This window comes from Zafaria cholistanensis (assembly GCF_008580665.1).
GTDB lineage: Bacteria > Actinomycetota > Actinomycetes > Actinomycetales > Micrococcaceae > Zafaria > Zafaria cholistanensis.
The window spans coordinates 25,506-40,898 of record NZ_BKDJ01000014.1 but is presented as its reverse complement, the minus strand read 5'-3'; the positions used below and the strand labels follow the sequence as shown (position 1 = coordinate 40,898).

15 protein-coding genes and 1 tRNA gene are annotated in these 15,393 nt (G+C 70.6%); 6 read left to right on the top strand and 10 right to left on the bottom strand.

Translation table 11 applies throughout. From position 1 onward, the window contains the following. Nucleotides 1–40: 40 nt before the first annotated feature. The 3 genes from NCCP_RS12155 to NCCP_RS12145 all read right to left on the bottom strand — a co-directional run bounded on the left by NCCP_RS12155 (nucleotide 41) and on the right by NCCP_RS12145 (nucleotide 3,130). Nucleotides 41–1,579, bottom strand: coding sequence for a PepSY-associated TM helix domain-containing protein (locus NCCP_RS12155; protein ID WP_149957560.1), 1,539 nt, complete (start codon nucleotides 1,577–1,579; stop codon nucleotides 41–43). Nucleotides 1,580–1,788: 209 nt separating this feature from the next. Continuing rightward, on the bottom strand, nucleotides 1,789–2,442 hold the full coding sequence (locus tag NCCP_RS12150; protein WP_149957559.1) for a hypothetical protein: 654 nt from the start codon (nucleotides 2,440–2,442) through the stop codon (nucleotides 1,789–1,791). Between the two features lie 151 nt (nucleotides 2,443–2,593). Further along, complete coding sequence (locus NCCP_RS12145) at nucleotides 2,594–3,130, bottom strand: TspO/MBR family protein (protein ID WP_149957558.1); 537 nt, start codon at nucleotides 3,128–3,130, stop codon at nucleotides 2,594–2,596. Between the two features lie 219 nt (nucleotides 3,131–3,349). Here NCCP_RS12145 and NCCP_RS12140 point away from each other — a divergent pair, with 219 nt between their 5' ends. Further along, entirely contained in the window at nucleotides 3,350–3,604 is a 255-nt protein-coding gene (locus tag NCCP_RS12140) for a hypothetical protein (protein WP_149957557.1), read from the top strand. Between the two features lie 84 nt (nucleotides 3,605–3,688). Here the strand turns inward: NCCP_RS12140 and NCCP_RS12135 are convergent, their stop codons facing one another. Beyond that, nucleotides 3,689–4,204: a GNAT family N-acetyltransferase gene (locus NCCP_RS12135; RefSeq protein WP_149957556.1), complete on the bottom strand. Its 516-nt coding sequence runs from the start codon at nucleotides 4,202–4,204 to the stop codon at nucleotides 3,689–3,691. 313 nt (nucleotides 4,205–4,517) lie between these two features. On the opposite strand from NCCP_RS12135, the gene NCCP_RS12130 reads away from it, so the two are divergent. Next, nucleotides 4,518–4,591 (top strand) — tRNA-Val (locus NCCP_RS12130). Nucleotides 4,592–4,647: 56 nt separating this feature from the next. Here the strand turns inward: NCCP_RS12130 and NCCP_RS12125 are convergent. Then, nucleotides 4,648–5,682, bottom strand: a complete 1,035-nt coding sequence (locus tag NCCP_RS12125) for an Atu2307/SP_0267 family LLM class monooxygenase (RefSeq protein WP_149957555.1) — start codon at nucleotides 5,680–5,682, stop codon at nucleotides 4,648–4,650. Between the two features lie 431 nt (nucleotides 5,683–6,113). On the opposite strand from NCCP_RS12125, the gene NCCP_RS12120 reads away from it, so the two are divergent. Then, a complete protein-coding gene (locus NCCP_RS12120) occupies nucleotides 6,114–7,553 on the top strand; it encodes a threonine/serine exporter family protein (RefSeq protein WP_149957554.1) in 1,440 nt (479 codons plus the stop codon). A gap of 70 nt (nucleotides 7,554–7,623) precedes the next feature. Here the strand turns inward: NCCP_RS12120 and NCCP_RS12115 are convergent, their stop codons facing one another. Next, nucleotides 7,624–8,439 (bottom strand): uracil-DNA glycosylase, encoded by an 816-nt coding sequence (locus NCCP_RS12115; RefSeq protein WP_149957553.1) that lies wholly within the window; start codon nucleotides 8,437–8,439, stop codon nucleotides 7,624–7,626. 108 nt (nucleotides 8,440–8,547) lie between these two features. Between NCCP_RS12115 and NCCP_RS12110 the strand changes: the two genes are divergently transcribed. The 3 genes from NCCP_RS12110 to groL all read left to right on the top strand — a co-directional run bounded on the left by NCCP_RS12110 (nucleotide 8,548) and on the right by groL (nucleotide 11,549). Beyond that, on the top strand, nucleotides 8,548–8,844 hold the full coding sequence (locus NCCP_RS12110) for a DUF3263 domain-containing protein (protein ID WP_149957552.1): 297 nt from the start codon (nucleotides 8,548–8,550) through the stop codon (nucleotides 8,842–8,844). A gap of 145 nt (nucleotides 8,845–8,989) precedes the next feature. Next, nucleotides 8,990–9,664 (top strand): LytR C-terminal domain-containing protein, encoded by a 675-nt coding sequence (locus NCCP_RS12105; protein WP_149957551.1) that lies wholly within the window; start codon nucleotides 8,990–8,992, stop codon nucleotides 9,662–9,664. Between the two features lie 256 nt (nucleotides 9,665–9,920). Next, entirely contained in the window at nucleotides 9,921–11,549 is a 1,629-nt protein-coding gene (gene groL / locus NCCP_RS12100; RefSeq protein ID WP_149957550.1) for a chaperonin GroEL, read from the top strand. Nucleotides 11,550–11,644: 95 nt separating this feature from the next. On the opposite strand, the gene NCCP_RS12095 is transcribed toward groL, so the two are convergent. The 4 genes from NCCP_RS12095 to NCCP_RS12080 form a co-directional block, all read right to left on the bottom strand. Further along, nucleotides 11,645–12,544, bottom strand: coding sequence for a DUF4031 domain-containing protein (locus NCCP_RS12095; RefSeq protein WP_149957549.1), 900 nt, complete (start codon nucleotides 12,542–12,544; stop codon nucleotides 11,645–11,647). 144 nt (nucleotides 12,545–12,688) lie between these two features. Continuing rightward, nucleotides 12,689–12,979: a WXG100 family type VII secretion target gene (locus tag NCCP_RS12090; protein ID WP_149957548.1), complete on the bottom strand. Its 291-nt coding sequence runs from the start codon at nucleotides 12,977–12,979 to the stop codon at nucleotides 12,689–12,691. Nucleotides 12,980–13,115: 136 nt separating this feature from the next. Continuing rightward, nucleotides 13,116–14,603, bottom strand: a complete 1,488-nt coding sequence (locus NCCP_RS12085; protein ID WP_308655508.1) for a sensor histidine kinase — start codon at nucleotides 14,601–14,603, stop codon at nucleotides 13,116–13,118. A gap of 12 nt (nucleotides 14,604–14,615) precedes the next feature. After that, on the bottom strand, nucleotides 14,616–15,326 hold the full coding sequence (locus tag NCCP_RS12080) for a response regulator transcription factor (protein WP_149957547.1): 711 nt from the start codon (nucleotides 15,324–15,326) through the stop codon (nucleotides 14,616–14,618). Between the last annotated feature and the right edge of the window lie 67 nt (nucleotides 15,327–15,393).

The following is a 15,393-nucleotide window of genomic DNA, read 5'->3' as shown; positions in this document are numbered from 1 at the left end:
CTCCTGCACAATGGTTCCGGACGGCCCGCCGCTTAATCAGCTACCCGGCACAACCCGTCTCCCGGCGCCGGGAAACGGCCGCCCGGAGAAGATCCACCAGCAGGAAACCCGCAAGCGAAATTCCCAGCAGCGGGACAAAGACACCGGCGGTCACCGCGGCGGCGGCAACCGCCGGCACCGTCCACCACGGACTCCGGCGCAGGGCTCCCCGTGGCGGCAACGGGCCGAAGCGCAGCCCGATGGCAGCCCGCGGGCGCCGCTTCCACCACATCATGTAGCCCCACACCACCATGCAGGCCAGCCCGGAGGCGAGCGCCAGCAGGACCACCTGGTTCGCCACGCCGAAGAGCGTCCCCATGTGGGCGTCGATGCCCCACCGGGACAGCTTGGCGGGCACGGAGAAGTCCTTGAAGTCGACGCTGTCCACGACGGCCATGTCCCGGGGGTCCAGGGACACGGCGTCGACCTGCGTGGGCCAGGAACGGTCGATCTCGGCAACGGACCAGGCCTGCCCGCCCGCCGCGCCAGGCTTGATCTCCACCTTGGCGGCGTCAATGCCGGCCCCGCGCGCCGCGGCCAGTGCGGCGTCGAACCCGCTGTTCGGGACGGCGGAGGCCGGGTCCGCCATCGCGTGCCCGCCGTGGCCCTGATGACCCGCATGGGCTGGAGACGCGGGCACCGGGACTGCCTCCACCGCGAGCTCGCGGGAGAGTGAAGGCGTATCCCACCCCAACGCGGCGCGCAGCTGGGACACGTTGTCGCCGGCGTGCTTCGACCAGGTCAGGCCGGTGGCGGCAAGCCCCACGAATCCGGCGGCCAGTGCCAGGCCCAGGGCCTTGTGCAAGCCCAGCAGGCGTGCCCGGCTGCCGGTGCGTGGAGTGACGGTGCGTGGAGTGCCGGTGCGTGGAGTGAGGGGGCGCGGGGACCTGCCGCGTTGGGCCACCCACAGGGCCACCCCACCGAGCGTGACGACCCACAGCCAGGAGGCTGCGAGCTCACTGTAGAGCCGTCCGGCATCGCCCAGGTTCAGGCTGCGGTGCATCTGGTCGATCCAGGCGCGCAGCGGCAGGGAGCCGCTGGTGCCATAGGCGGTCAGTTCGCCCGTGACCTTCGCGGTCGCAGGGTCCACGAAAACGGCCAGGGATTCAGATTCGCCCAGGGAATTGTCGGCAAACATCACGCGGGTGGTGCCGCCGTCGGTGCCGGGCCGGACGGCGGAAGGCACCGCCGTGGAGCCGCGGAAGTCCTGGGCCGCCTGGATCTGCCGTTCCAGCGGCAGCGGCGTCCCGGGCGAACCGGTCAGTTCGGTGGCGTAGGCCAGATTCTCGATTTGTGGCGCGGCGGCATAGAGGCCGCCGGTGACGGCGGCGGCCAGCAGGAAGGGGCCGACGAGGATGCCCGCGTAGAAGTGCAGCCGGCGCAGGAGGGCCACCAGCCAGGGAGCGGTTCCGGAGGCCGGGCCGGCGAGCGCGGAGGCCGGGGTGGCGGGGGCGGGGGCCGGGGTGGCAGGGGCGGGGGTGGCGGGAGGCGGTGTTGCCGCACGCCCGGTTTCCGGGCGCGCTGAGGTATTGGAAGTCATGGGGTCTTTCGTCCGTTTACGGGGGGTGGAAACGAAAGCGCCGCACGGACCCCCGCAGGTGGAGGCTGGCCGGCCGAAGCGGTCCGGCCGAAGCGGTCCGGCCGAAGCGGTCCGGTTGAGGAAAGGACATCGCCGTTCCGCAGCCAGCGGGGGGCGCGGGGATCGGGATGCCCAATAGACACCAAAAGCCAACCGGCAGGGCCAGGAGGCTAGGCGAGTACCGGTGCCGATGCGGGGGAATGCCGGGGCGCGGCGCACGACGGCGGCCCCCGCCTGGCGATGGGACGGGCCGCGGGGCGGCCGGGCAGGGCGGCCGGCTCCCGCCGGGAGGCGGGCGCCGGACGTGGAGGCGGCGCAACCGGGAGCAGGAGGCGGACCAGCCGGACCAGCCGTACGCCCAGAAGGCCCGCAAGCATCCACACGAACCGCTCGGCGCGGCTCACCGCGAGGACCGTCAGGGCAGCGGCCGCAAGGTGGGCCATCCACATCGCCGCGCCGCCGGCCGCCCCGGCACCGAACGCCGCGTCCAGGGCTACCCGTACTGCCGGTTGGCCGTGCCCGTGGTGCCCGGCCTGGTGCTGTGCGTAAGCGGCGGCATCCACCGCCATTGCCGCCGGGGCGGAGAACAGGAGGTGGTAGGGGCCCTGGCTGGCCAGAACCGCCGCGGTAACCCGGCCCGGGCCCATGCGCCGTCCGGCGAAGAGGGAACACACAAAGCCGGACGCGGCAAACGCCATCACCATTCCCGGAAAGCCGGGCAGCGTACCCGAAACCGGGAAGTGCCCGATGGCCGCAAAGAGCGTGGCCACGAAGCCGGCGGCCCAGCCGCGCAGCATCCGATCCGGGAACGCAACGGTAGCCAACCGGGGCCTGCCTTCCGTCGCGGGGATCTGTGGACAGGCAAGTCTAAGCGGGGACCGGATGGCCGGCCACGCGCCGCCACGCGGTGAAGCCTGGAGAGCGCGGGATTCTGGAGAGCGGAGGAGCCTGGAGGGCGCGGGAACCCGGCGGGAACTAGCCGCGGAGGTCCGGGTTCCGCCTGGCAATGGCGGAGGTCAGGACCTTCGCGAACACCGTCCACGCGGCATACGGCAGCAGGCTGGCCCCCAGGCGGCCATCCTCCCGCGCGGCGCGGCAGGCCAGGTCGATGGTGCTGGCAGCCAGCACGGCCGCCTCCAGGCTGGCCAGGCGGGGGTTGCGGACCCGCCAGAAGACCACGCTCCAGCCGGCGTTCAGGACCAGGTTGGCCGTGAACGCGCGCTGGAATCCGCTGCGGTGCGTCTGGGCCTTCGCCGAGCCGCTGCCGGCCTCCATGTCATGGCGGGCCAGCACGGCCGCGGAAGTCACTGCGAGGCCGGCATAGAGCCCGGTCCACACTATGGGGAAGGCCGCGCGGGGCGGCTGCCAGGACGGCAGTACCAGGGAGCGGTACCACGCGCCGTCCGGATCGGCTGCCAGGACCCCGACGGCGGCAGCCGCCGCGGTTGCGGCGCCGGTCTGGACCAGCCGGGCGGGGAAGGTGGAGTTGCTGCGGGAGCGCATTGTAACCATGGCTTACCGTACAGAACGGTCCGGGGGCACGTGAAGCCTCGGGGTGAAGCGGCGGCCCCGCCGCAACTCGCCGGGGCGGCCGGTCCGGCGCCACCGCGTGCGGGGCGGATAGGGTTTCAGGGTCCGTTCCATGCCTAGACATCGGGGGAAACCATGTCCCAGCCTGCCCACCACCCGCAACCCGGCCAACCGTCCCAAGCATCCAACTCACCAGACCCGATGCGCGGCCAACAGTTGGCCCAGACCTCGATGATCCTGGGCATCCTGTCCCTGTTCGTCGTCGGGGTCATCCTGGGACCGATCGCCATCGTCAAGGCCAGGCAGGCCGAGCGGCTGAACACCCCCGCGACCGTCGGCAAGGTCACCGGCTGGATCGGCACGATCCTTGGCGTGGCCGGCATCGTGATCTTCGTCGTCGTGATGGTGGTGGCGGTGGCCACCGCCGGTTCGGCGGAATTCACCACCAGTCCCTGAGCCTTCGGTGGCCGGCGCGCCTAAAGGCTGAGGCGCCCAGGCACCTGAACGCCCAGACGCCTGAACGTCTCGACACCTGGTCGCTTAGACGCTTTCCAGCAAGGCCCCGCCCGTCACAGGCGGGGCCTTGTGCGTGCGGTACCAGGATGATTCGGTCGCGACCCAGATGGTCATCGGCCACCCGGTAGGCCAGCCGATGTACTCCTTCTCCACGGCCCACTGGGGGGAGCGCTCGAAGTGCCGCCACGAGGCCGGGTTGCGGTTGTCGATCACGGTGATGGGCGTCCCGCCGGTGGACAGCGCATAGGTCAGGCGGGAAGCGGCAATGCGTTCGCGGATCCCCAGCCGGCGGTAGGCCGGGTGCACGTACATCGCGCCAAGCTCCACCGGGGAATCGACTCCGGTCGGCGCGACCACCGAGACGTGCAGCACGCCCAGCCCCACGGGGGTTCCCCCATGCAGCGCGGTGACGGTCAGCAGGGCGTGGTCCAGCTTCTGGTGCCAGCGCGGCCCGGCGTCGGGGGTGAGCAGGGACAGGGCCTTGCGTTCCGCGGCGGTGGGCGGGGCATAGGACAGGGCATAGTCGATGGCGGGATTCACTGGGAGCGGTCCTCTATGTGGTGCTTTAAGAGCGAACGAAAGAAGGGGTTCCCGGTGTACGCCGGGCCGGTTCTTTGGCCGGGAGGGGACCGGTGCCGGTGGAGTCCGGCAGCTTCCTTGTAGGGCCCAGTTTCGGCCGCATCGGTGGCAGCCACAGCGAAGATAACGCATCGATTTACGCGTTGTAAAACGGCACCGGCGCGGCGTGCCGGCGCCGGCGGTTTTCGCCCCCGCGCCGCCGGGGCACCCCGATTTGGCGTCGCGGCCACCCCTCGGCTAACCTTTCAAGGTACGCCCGACGGGCTGACAACCCGGTTCTTTAGCTCAGTTGGTTAGAGCGCTCGCTTCACACGCGAGAGGTCAGCAGTTCGAGTCTGCTAAGAACCACGAAGAAAGGCCCCCGCACCGCGGGGGCCTTTTCCGTTGCCGGCAACGCCGGAAGGTCAGGACGCGAGCATGTCCAGCACCATCGGCTTCACCTTGGTGCCGAGCAGTTCGATGCTGCGCATCATCGGGGCATGCGGCAGGGTTCCCGCGCTGTACTTGATGTCGAAGCGGGACAGCCCCAAGCCCTGGGAGACGTGGGCGATCTTCTTCGCCACCGTTTCCGGGGACCCCACGACCAGGTTTCCGGCGGGGGAGGCCGAGGCCAGGAAACGCTGCCGGGAGGCCGGGGGCCAGCCGCGCTCGGCGCCCAGCCGGTCCATGGTGCGCTTGTAGTGCGGCCACAGGATCTCCAGGGCCTCCTCGTCCGTGTCCGCAACCAGCCCGTGGGTGTGTGCGCCGATTGGCTGCACGGGGTGCCCGGACTGCTCCAGGGTGCGCCGGTAGAGGCGGGTGAGGCCCTCGAAGGCAAGCGGGTTGCCGCCGATGATGGCCAGGAACAGCGGCAGGCCGTGCCGCGCGGCGCGGATCACGGACTCGGGGCTGCCGCCCACGCCGACCCATGCCCGTATCCCCCGCTCGGTGGGCGGGAAGATGCGCTGGTTGTGCAGGGCCGCCCGGGTGCTGCCGGACCAGGTGACGGCGTCCTCCTTGAGCAGCTGAGCGAACAGCGCCAGCTTCTCCTCGAACAGGACCTCGTAGTCGCCCAAGTCGTAGCCGAACAGCGGAAAGGACTCGATGAAGGAGCCGCGGCCCAGGATCGCCTCGGCGCGCCCGCTGGAGAGGGCATCAAGGGTGGAGAAGCGCTGGAAGACCCGCACCGGGTCGTCGGAACTGAGCACGGTGACGGCGGACCCGAGCCGGATCCGCGCAGTCCGGGCAGCGATCGCGGCCAGCACCACCTCGGGCGCGGAGACGGCGTAGTCGTCGCGGTGGTGCTCGCCCACGCCGAAGAAGTCCAGCCCCGCTTCCTCTGCGGCGACGCCTTCGGCCACGACGTTGCGCAGCACCGCGGCATGGTGCATCGGGCGGCCGTCGTCGTCTTCCGTCACGTCGCCGAACGTCTCTACGCCGATCTCAAGCAGCTGATCCATGGTTCCTCCCAAGCACTGTTCCTCCTGAACACTATATATGCAATCGCATACACCAATCCCGGGGCAGGAGCCCCCGTTCCCCGGAGCGGCGGGGGCGGTCCCGCACCCAGAATGCGCCTTCGATACAGTGGTTCCAAGCACCACACAGAACAGGAGCAGCAGTGTCCACAGGAGAGCCCCGGGACACCGCCCCAGACCCGGACCCCGCGGGCGTACAACGCCCCGGGAATCCGGGACCCGCGGCAGATCCAAACCCCCGCGCCCAGCCCCTGCAGCGCGTCGGCAGGCGCTACCGCCAGCGGCCCGCCCCCAGTCCGGCCGACATCCCCAGCACGGGGGCGCGCCCGATCGTGCCCCCGGGGCCCGCGTCCAAACCGCCGCGCCGTCAGGGTGCCCCGGCCCGGGCCGGCGCCGCCCGGTCCGCATCCGGCATGGCCTCCTCCGAGGACCCCGGCGGCAGGGATCCCGGCGGCAGGGATCCCGGACGGCGGCTGCTTGGACGGCTGCTGAACTCGGAGTCTCCGCCCACGCAGGCGTTCTCGATCGTGGACCGGCTGGTGGGAAGCCCCTACGCCAATCCCACCATCCAGGTCGGGGGGCAGGACGTGAGCGCCCGCAAGACCCTGGAGTTCGCGCTGGACCTGGCCGAAACCATGTTCCGCTACGGGGCGGGCGCCCTGGAGGCCGAGACCAGCATCATCGCGGTCACCGCGTCGCTGGGCCTGCGCAACGTCGAGGTGGACATCACCAACCAGTCCATCCACCTGAACTACGCCCCGCACGATGCGGTTCCAATGAGCCTTCTGCGGGTGGTCCGTTCGCGGACCAATAACTATGCGGGCCTGGCCCTGGTCCACCAGCTGGTGACGGACATCGTCGCGGGCGGAGTGACCCGGCGCGAGGCGGCCGAACGTCTGCATGCAATCGTCCGGCGCCCCAAGCCCTTTCCGCGCTGGATGGTCACCGCCGCCGGGGCTGCGTTCGCCGCGATGTTCGTGCTCTTCATCGGCGGCACCTGGCAGGGGGCCGCCACGGCGTTCCTGTCCTCGCTGGTGGTCTCCCAAGTCGCGAAGCTCGCCGGGCGCTGGCGGATCCCGGAGTTTTTCGCCACCGCGGCGGGAGCCTTCGTGGTCACCGGGATCGCCCTGCTGTTGTGGGTGCTGGAGGTGCCGATCTCCCCGGCCACGGTGGTGGCCGGCGGCATTATCCTGCTGCTGCCGTCCTCGCGCTTCGTCTCCTCCGTGCAGGATGCCATCAACGGCTTCCCCGTCACCGCCGCGGGCCGGTTCTTCTCCGCCATGATCATCTATGCGGCCATCGTCGCCGGCATCATGACCGCGCTGGTGTTCGGCACGCTGGCCGGAGCCCCGGTGCTGAATGTCGCCTCGATCGACACGGTGCCCTATCCGGGGTGGCTGCTGGCGGTCCTCATGGTGCTTGCGGTCGTTTTCGGCGCCGTCTCCGAGCAGACCGCGCGACGGATGCTGGTGCCCACGGCGGGGGTCGCGCTGCTGGGATACCTGGTCTACCTCGGTGTACTGGCCTTGGGAGTGGGGGACCGGCTGGCTCCGGCGCTGGCCGCCGTCGTCATCGGCGCCGCCGGGCGGTGGACGGCGCTGCGGATGGGTGCCCCCCAGCTGGTGGTCGCGGTCCCGGCGATCGTGTTCCTGCTGCCGGGGCTGATGATTTTCCGGGCGATGTACGGGATCGCGATCCAGCCCGGGGACGTCACTACCGGGCTGGTGGAGATGTTCAACGCGTTCGCCATCATTCTGGCGATCGCCGGCGGAGTGGTCTTCGGAGACACCGTGGCCCGTCCGCTCACCCGCGGCTGGCACGGCAACGAACGCCGGCGCATCCGCCGCCGCTGACCTGGCCGCCCCTGACCTGCCTGCCGCCGGCCGCCGCCGGTCCCGCCCGGAGGCGGCCGGCCGGGGCCGGCTACGCCGGCGGCAGGCGCCAGTCCACCGGAGCCGCGCCCTGCTCAGCCAACAGTTCGTTGGTGCGGCTGAAGGGGCGGGAGCCGAAGAAGCCGCGGCTGGCCGACAGCGGGGAAGGGTGTGCGCTGGTAATCACGGCGGTTCCCGCGAGCGCCGGGGCCAGGGCCTGCGCGTCCCGGCCCCACAGGACGGAAACCAGCGGCCCGCCCCGGGCAGCCAGGGCCGCGACGGCGGCGTCCGTGACCTTCTGCCAGCCCAGCCCGCGGTGCGAACCGCTGGCACCGGCCCCGACGGTCAGCACCCGGTTCAGCAACAGCACCCCCTGGTCAGCCCACGCGGAGAGGTCCCCGTGCGCCGGCGGTTCCACGCCGACGTCGGCGGCCAACTCCCGGTAGATGTTCGCCAGGCTGCGCGGCAGGGGACGCACGTGCGCGTCCACCGCGAAACTCAGCCCCACCGCGTGGCCCGGCGTGGGGTAGGGGTCCTGGCCCACGATCAGCACCTTCACCCGGTCCAACGGCGTGGACAGGGCCCGCAGGACCCGGCCGGGCGCGGGCAGGATGCGCTCGCCGGCGGTGCGGCGCGCCTCCAGTTCCGCCGCGATGGACCGCAGCAGCCCGTCCACCGGCGCCAGCGGCCCGGCCCAGCTCGGATGCACCGCGCCCGCTTGGACCGCCGCCTCCACGCCGGCGGCGAAGGGCCACGGCGTCGTGCCGGAACTGCCGCCGGAATCGCCGCCGGAACCGCCGCCGGATCCGTCACCGGAATCGCCCGGTGTGCCGTCGAAGGTGAAGAGGGGCTCCTGCGCGTCGCTCATGGGGACCATTCTTGCCTGCCGGCCGTCCGGGGCCCATATGACAACCCCGATTCGGGGCTCGTACCATGGGCGGAAAGGATTCAGCGGGGGCAATACGAGGGGAACGTGGTGGCTGCAGCAGCGATCGAGCTGGATTTCGAGTACGACGAATCCAGTGAACTCGACGAACGGGCGCAGTTGATGTTGGCCCTGGAACGGCAGTGGTGGAAGTACGCGGGCGCCAAGGAACAGGCCATCCGCGAGCTTTTTGGGCTGTCCTCCGCGAACTATTACCAGCTGCTCAATGCGCTGATCGACACGGACGCCGCGCTGGCCTACGACCCGATGCTGGTGAAGAGATTGCGTAGACTACGATCAACCAGGCATCGGGCCCGCACGGCCCGGCGCTCCGCCCCCGAGGCGTAGCGCCGGCGTCCCGGGTGCCCCCGACACGTTGTTCCGGGGGTTTCGTTCGGGGGCTTTGTTCTGAGGGCTTCGTTCGACGGGCCCGCGTCCGGGGACGTGCACCCCGGGCATGCACTCCGGGAATGAACCACGAGCAAGGACAGGTATGAGCAAGTACCCCCGCGACGAATTCGACAGGACTCCCGAGTTCACCGACCGCAAAGGCGTGCACAGGGAACAGCCCGCCGTGAAGGGCGGGGGCTCCGGGCTCGGGCTGTTGATGGGCGTGGGCATCCTGGCGCTGGTCGTCGGACTGCTGTCCTTCCTGGTCCTGCCCCGCCTCCTGGGTGCCGACGCCACCGCCGTGGCTGCCCCGCAGACGACGGCGGCCGCCTCTTCCCCGGCCTTGGCCTCCTCCAGCGATCCGGCCGAGTCCTCCGCAGAGTCCGAACCCTCCGAGTCCGCGGACTCCGAATCCTCGGACTCCTCCGCTCCCGAGGTTTCCGAATCCCCCAGCGTTTCGGCCACGCCGAGCGAAACGGCGGCGGAGGAGGCGGAGGCAGGGCCGGTCGACTACGCAGCCGCCGTGGGCGTGTACAACGGGTCGAGCATCAGCGGCCTGGCCGGCAGCGGGCTCACCAAGTTGCAGGGGGGTGGATTCACCTCGGTCACGGCCGGCAACTGGACCAAGAAGGTCGACGCCTCGGTGGTCTACTACAAGAGCGACGCCTCGCGCGCCACGGCGCTGGAGACCGCCCGCCTTCTGGGCATCGCTACGGTCTACCAGACCGCCAACATCCCGGCCGAGATCTCCGTGGTCCTGGGGCGCAGCTACGGCTGACGCGGTTCACCCCCGGCGGAACCCAAAGCTTGCACTCCTTGGCCTAGAGTGCCAATAATTGGTGTTAGCACTCACGTGCCCCGACTGCTAACCCCCGGTGGGAAGGCCGTCGCTGCGGCATGGCGGGTGAACCCCGGACCTGGCGCAGCGAGGGCCCGCGGGCGGCGTGCCGAACATGCCGTTCCGGTCCCGTCCGTCGCGGGCGCTGCCATGGTCCACGCAACGCATGACCGTCCCGAAAGGACCACAAGCCGTTATGGCCAAGATCATTGCATTTGACGAGGAAGCACGCCGCGGTCTCGAGCGCGGCCTCAACACCCTGGCCGACGCCGTGAAGGTGACGCTGGGCCCGCGCGGCCGCAACGTCGTCCTGGAGAAGAAGTGGGGCGCCCCCACGATCACCAACGACGGTGTCTCCATCGCCAAGGAGATCGAGCTCGAGGACCCGTACGAGAAGATCGGTGCCGAGCTGGTCAAGGAAGTTGCCAAGAAGACGGATGACGTCGCGGGCGACGGCACCACCACCGCCACCGTTCTGGCCCAGGCTCTGGTCAAGGAAGGCCTGCGCAACGTTGCCGCCGGCGCTGACCCGCTGTCCCTGAAGCGCGGCATCGAGAAGGCCGTCGAGGCCGTCACCGCCGAGCTCCTGGCCGCTGCTAAGGAGATCGAGACCAAGGAAGAGATCGCGGCCACCGCCTCCATCTCCGCCGGCGACCCGCAGATCGGCGAGCTCATCGCCGAGGCCCTCGACAAGGTGGGCAAGGAAGGCGTCATCACCGTCGAGGAGTCCAACACCTTCGGCCTGGACCTCGAACTGACCGAGGGCATGCGCTTCGACAAGGGCTACATCTCCGCCTACTTCGTCACCGACGCCGAGCGCCAGGAGACGGTCCTCGAGGACCCGTACATCCTGATCGTCAACTCCAAGATCTCCAACGTGAAGGACCTGGTTGCCGTCCTGGAGAAGGTCATGCAGTCCGGCAAGCCGCTGCTGATCATCGCCGAGGACATCGAGGGCGAGGCCCTGGCCACCCTGGTCGTCAACAAGATCCGCGGCACCTTCAAGTCCGTCGCCGTCAAGGCCCCGGGCTTCGGTGACCGCCGCAAGGCCATGCTGGCCGACATCGCCATCCTCACCGGCGGCCAGGTCATCGCCGAAGAGGTCGGCCTGAAGCTGGAGAACGCCACCCTCGACCTGCTGGGCCAGGCCCGCAAGGTCGTCGTCACCAAGGACGAGACCACCATCGTCGAGGGTGCCGGCGACGCCGAGGAGATCGCTGGCCGCGTCAACCAGATCCGTGCCGAGATCGAGAACACCGACTCCGACTACGACCGCGAGAAGCTGCAGGAGCGCCTGGCCAAGCTGGCCGGCGGCGTGGCCGTTATCAAGGCCGGCGCCGCCACCGAGGTCGAGCTCAAGGAGCGCAAGCACCGCATCGAGGACGCCGTGCGCAACGCCAAGGCGGCCGTGGAAGAGGGCATCGTCGCCGGCGGTGGCGTGGCCCTGATCCAGGCCGGCGCCAAGGCCTTCGCAAACCTCGAGCTGGTCGGCGACGAGGCCACCGGTGCCAACATCGTCAAGGTTGCCATCGAAGCCCCGCTGAAGCAGATTGCCTTCAACGCCGGCCAGGAGCCGGGCGTTGTCGCCGACAAGGTCAAGGGCCTGCCGTCCGGCCACGGCCTCAACGCCGCCACCGGCGTCTACGAGGACCTGCTGGCCGCCGGCGTCAACGACCCGGTCAAGGTGACCCGCTCCGCGCTGCAGAACGCAGCGTCCATCGCGGGCCTGTTCCTGACCACCGAGGCCGTCGTTGCCGACAAGCCGGAGAAGGCCGGCCCCGCGATGCCGGGCGCCGACGAGATGGGCGGCATGGGCGGCTTCTAGGCCTCCTTAGTCCCCAACGCACCACAAGGCCGCGGCCCCCTTCCGGGGGCCGCGGCCCCCTTCCGGGGGCCGCGGCCTCGCGCTTTTCGCGGGCGCTACCTCCCGCCAAGCGACTCGAGCTCGCCGGCAAGGTTTTCCCGGGCCCGCTCCTGCCACAGCCGCCGGGCGGTGCCCGTGCCGTAGAGCGGATCCAGGTCCAGCAGTGCCCGCAGCACTGCGGCCCGGCCCGCTGCGAAGGCCGGATCCGGCACGTGGGCGTAGTCGCGGCGCACGGCCTGCGCGTAGCGCAGGTAGTCGGCGGGGGAGCGGCCCAGCACCTCCAGGTCCGCGTCGCAGAGGAGCCGCCCCGCGGGGTCGTGGGGCCCCGGGGCGTGGCCCGCCGTCAGCAACACCAGCCGGACGGTTCCGTCGACCTCCGCCGGGCGGAACCCGGCGCCGGACAGTAAACGGGAAGCCAGGCCGGCGGACTCCTCTTCGTCCCGGCCGGCCTGGCCCCGGTATACGGCATCGTGGAACCACGCCGCCAGCCATGGAACCCGGGGCTCGTCCCCGGGGTCCTCTCCATGCCGCAAGGCCAGCAGGTTCAGGGCCTGGATGACGGCGAGCAGATGCGTCCGGTCGTGGTAGTGGCGGTGGGGCTCCGACCAGCGTTCAATCAACTCGGCACCGATCGCGCCCTGCCCCGGGGCAAGCCGTTCCCAGGCGGCGGCGAGGATCCCGTCCAGCTTTTCCGGACGTTGCCGGGCGGGAACACGCAGCCCGCTGCGCAGCAGCCGGCGCACCAGTTCGTTGGCCTGCACCGGAACCGCTCCGCGGGCAACCAGGTCCGCGTACCGGCGCTCGGGCACGTCGTAGTGGTCCCGGTCGAACGCGCCCTCGGGCAACTCCGCGGCCCGGGCGAACGCGTGCAGCTCCTCCAGCGAGGCATCGGAGATGAGGTGCGAGAAAATGGTCCCGTGCGCCGGCCAGAACGGGGGGTCGATGAGAATTGCCACGCCGCCAGCGTAGCCCCGCCACCGGACTCGGGCGACGGGCGGCGGGCCGGGAGTGTCGGGACTGGGTGTCGGGACTGGGTGTCGGGACTGGGTGTCGGGACTGGGTGTCGGGACAGGGTGGGGCTGCGCGGAAAAGGACCCCGGTCAGTAGGTGAACATGGCGGTGTTGGCCTGCTCGGCGTCCTCGTAGTGCTGGGTGGCGCGGGCCAGGGCGGTGTTGATGGCCGCCAGGGACTCCTCGACGCGAAGCTGGGTGGCCCGCCAGTCGGCGACCACGGCCTGGAAGCTGCCTGCCGCGGCCCCCTGCCACGTGGACTCCAGCTCGCGCAGGCCGGACTGCATGGTGTCCACCTCCGCCCGCAGGCGTTCGATGGTTCCCTGCACGGCGAGGCCCTTGGCGCGCATCTCGGCCGTGTTGGTGCTGAAACTGCTCATGGCGTTCCCTCTGATGGGTTCGGAGGCGACCGGACCGCGGCCGCGCGGCACCGGGCGGCGCCGTGGAACCGAGCCTAGGCGCGGGCCGGACGGCCGGTGCCCGGGCCCGGCACGGCTGTGGAAAATCCGGCGAAGCCTAGTCCTCGTCCGGCTCGGGGGAGGGCGGGTCGAACGGAACCATCGGCAGGTGGACCGCCATCGTCGCACCGCCGCCGGGAGTCTCGGTGAGGCGCACGGATCCGTCGTGCTGCGCGGCGATGGCGGCAACGATCGCCAGGCCCAGCCCCGTGCCGCCGGTTTCGCGCTGCCGCGAGCTGTCCGCCCGGTAGAAGCGCTCGAACACGCGGGCAGCGTCATCCTCGGAGATGCCGGGCCCGTGGTCGCGCACCTCAAGGACCGCATCGGACCGTCCGTCCAGGACTGGCATCACGCCGACCGCGATCTCGATCGGGCTCCCGGCGGGGGTGTAGCGCAGGGCGTTGGTCATCAGGTTGGCGACCACCTGGCGCAACCTGGCTTCGTCCCCGCTGGTCGGCGCGTTCCGCGGCGGGCCCCCGTCCAGTCCCACCAGGCGCACCTGGCGCTCGGGAGCGTTCACGCGGGCATCGGCCACCGCGTCCATGGCCAGCAGCATCAGGTCCAGCGGCCGCCGGTCCAGCGGCCGCTGCTCGTCCAGCCGGGCCAGCGTCAGCAGGTCTTCCACCAGTTGGCCCATCCGTTTGGCCTCGCCCTCGATGCGGCCCATGGCGGTGGAGATCTGCTCCCGCTCGGTCAGGCCGCCGTGCCGGTACAGCTCGGAGTACCCCTGGATCGTCACGAGCGGGGTACGCAGCTCGTGGGACGCATCCTGGACAAACCGGCGCATCTTCCGTTCCGAGGCGGCCCGGGCCCGGAAGGCGTGCTCGATGTGCGCGAGCATCGCGTTCAACGACCTTGACAGCCGGCCCACTTCCGTCTCCGGGGGGTACTCCTCGACGCGGCGGGACAGATCACCGGCCGCGATTGCCGCGGCGGTCCGCTCCACCCGCTGCAGCGGGCGCAGCGCGCGGCTGGTGATGCCGTAGGCAACCATGGACATCACCAGGGTAGCCAGCATGCCGGTGGACATGATCAGGGCGGCGGCCCGCGCCGTGATCGCGTTCACCGATTTCAGGGGCAGGGCAATGGTGATGTAGCCGGTGCCGTTCTTCAGCGCCACCATCCGCACCCGCCACCCGCTGGAACCCAGCTGCGTGCCGGGGAGATCGAAGGCCCGCCCGTTGTCGTTGCGGACGTCGTCCAGGGTCCGCTGGGGCAGGAGGGGGGCGTCGGGGCCGGAGGTGCTGGGCAGGACGTACAGGCTGTTGCCGTCGGCGTCGCGCAGGGTTCCGTGGAAGCGCAGAAGGTCGATGTTGGACAGCCCGCCCGAGGTGCCCGCGTTGGAGTATTCGGTGTACATGATGTCCGCCAGGGCCCCGCTGTTGCCCGCGAGGTCGGCGTCGGTCTGGGCCACCAGGGTCAGCCTCAGCGACTGCGAGGTGCCGATGGCGGTGGCCACGATGGCGCAGACCATCAGCAGCCCCATGAGGGCCACCAGCTTTGAGCGCAGCGAGACCTGTCGGAGGAGCCGGGCAAGTCGGTGCACCGGGGCGCCCTCCTAGCGGCGGTCCGCGGAACGCAGCAGGTAGCCCACGCCGCGCTTGGTCTGGATCATGGCGGGCCAGTCCTCGCGCGAGTCGATCTTGCGGCGCAGGTAGGAGATGTAGGACTCCACGATGGACGCGTCCCCGTTGAAGTCGTACTCCCACACGTGGTCGAGGATCTGGGCCTTGGAGAGGACCCGGTTGGGGTTCATCATCAGGTAGCGCAGCAGCTTGAACTCGGTGGGGGAGAGGTCCACCACCTCGCCGGCGCGGCGGACCTCGTGGGCGTCGTCGTCCAGTTCCAGGTCGTCGACGCGGATCACGGCGTCGTTCTCCCCCACCGGCTGGGTGCGGCGCAGCACCGCGCGGATCCGGGCCACGACCTCGTCGAGGCTGAAGGGCTTGGTCACGTAGTCGTCCCCGCCGACGGTCAGTCCGGTGACCTTGTCCTCGGTGTCGTCGCGGGCGGTCAGGAAGAGGACCGGGAAATGCCGGCCCGCAGCCCGGAGGCGCCTGGTCACGGTGAAGCCGTCCATATCCGGCAGCATGACGTCGAGCACGGCGAGGTCAGGCTGGTCGGCCTCCACCGCGGCAAGGGCCTCGCGCCCGTTGGCGGCCGCGACCACCTCGAACCCGGCGAAGCGCAGGGAGGTGGACAGCAGCTCACGGATGTTCGGCTCGTCGTCGACGACCAGGAGTTTGGCTTCCGGAACTTTGGGATTCATCTGTCCAGTGTGCGACCGTACGCTGTGAATTGGCTGGACGTTGCGTGAATGAGTATTCGCGGCTTCG

Excerpts from the sequence above, each read along its gene's own strand:
- NCCP_RS12155 (WP_149957560.1), bottom strand. The coding sequence starts at position 1,579 with ATGACTTCCAATACCTCAGCGCGCCCGGAAACCGGGCGTGCGGCAACA.
- NCCP_RS12145 (WP_149957558.1), bottom strand. The coding sequence starts at position 3,130 with ATGGTTACAATGCGCTCCCGCAGCAACTCCACCTTCCCCGCCCGGCTG.
- NCCP_RS12140 (WP_149957557.1), top strand. The coding sequence starts at position 3,350 with ATGCGCGGCCAACAGTTGGCCCAGACCTCGATGATCCTGGGCATCCTG.
- NCCP_RS12125 (WP_149957555.1), bottom strand. The coding sequence starts at position 5,682 with ATGGATCAGCTGCTTGAGATCGGCGTAGAGACGTTCGGCGACGTGACG.
- NCCP_RS12120 (WP_149957554.1), top strand. The coding sequence starts at position 6,114 with ATGGCCTCCTCCGAGGACCCCGGCGGCAGGGATCCCGGCGGCAGGGAT.
- NCCP_RS12115 (WP_149957553.1), bottom strand. The coding sequence starts at position 8,439 with ATGAGCGACGCGCAGGAGCCCCTCTTCACCTTCGACGGCACACCGGGC.
- NCCP_RS12105 (WP_149957551.1), top strand. The coding sequence starts at position 8,990 with ATGAGCAAGTACCCCCGCGACGAATTCGACAGGACTCCCGAGTTCACC.
- groL (WP_149957550.1), top strand. The coding sequence starts at position 9,921 with ATGGCCAAGATCATTGCATTTGACGAGGAAGCACGCCGCGGTCTCGAG.
- NCCP_RS12090 (WP_149957548.1), bottom strand. The coding sequence starts at position 12,979 with ATGAGCAGTTTCAGCACCAACACGGCCGAGATGCGCGCCAAGGGCCTC.
- NCCP_RS12080 (WP_149957547.1), bottom strand. The coding sequence starts at position 15,326 with ATGAATCCCAAAGTTCCGGAAGCCAAACTCCTGGTCGTCGACGACGAG.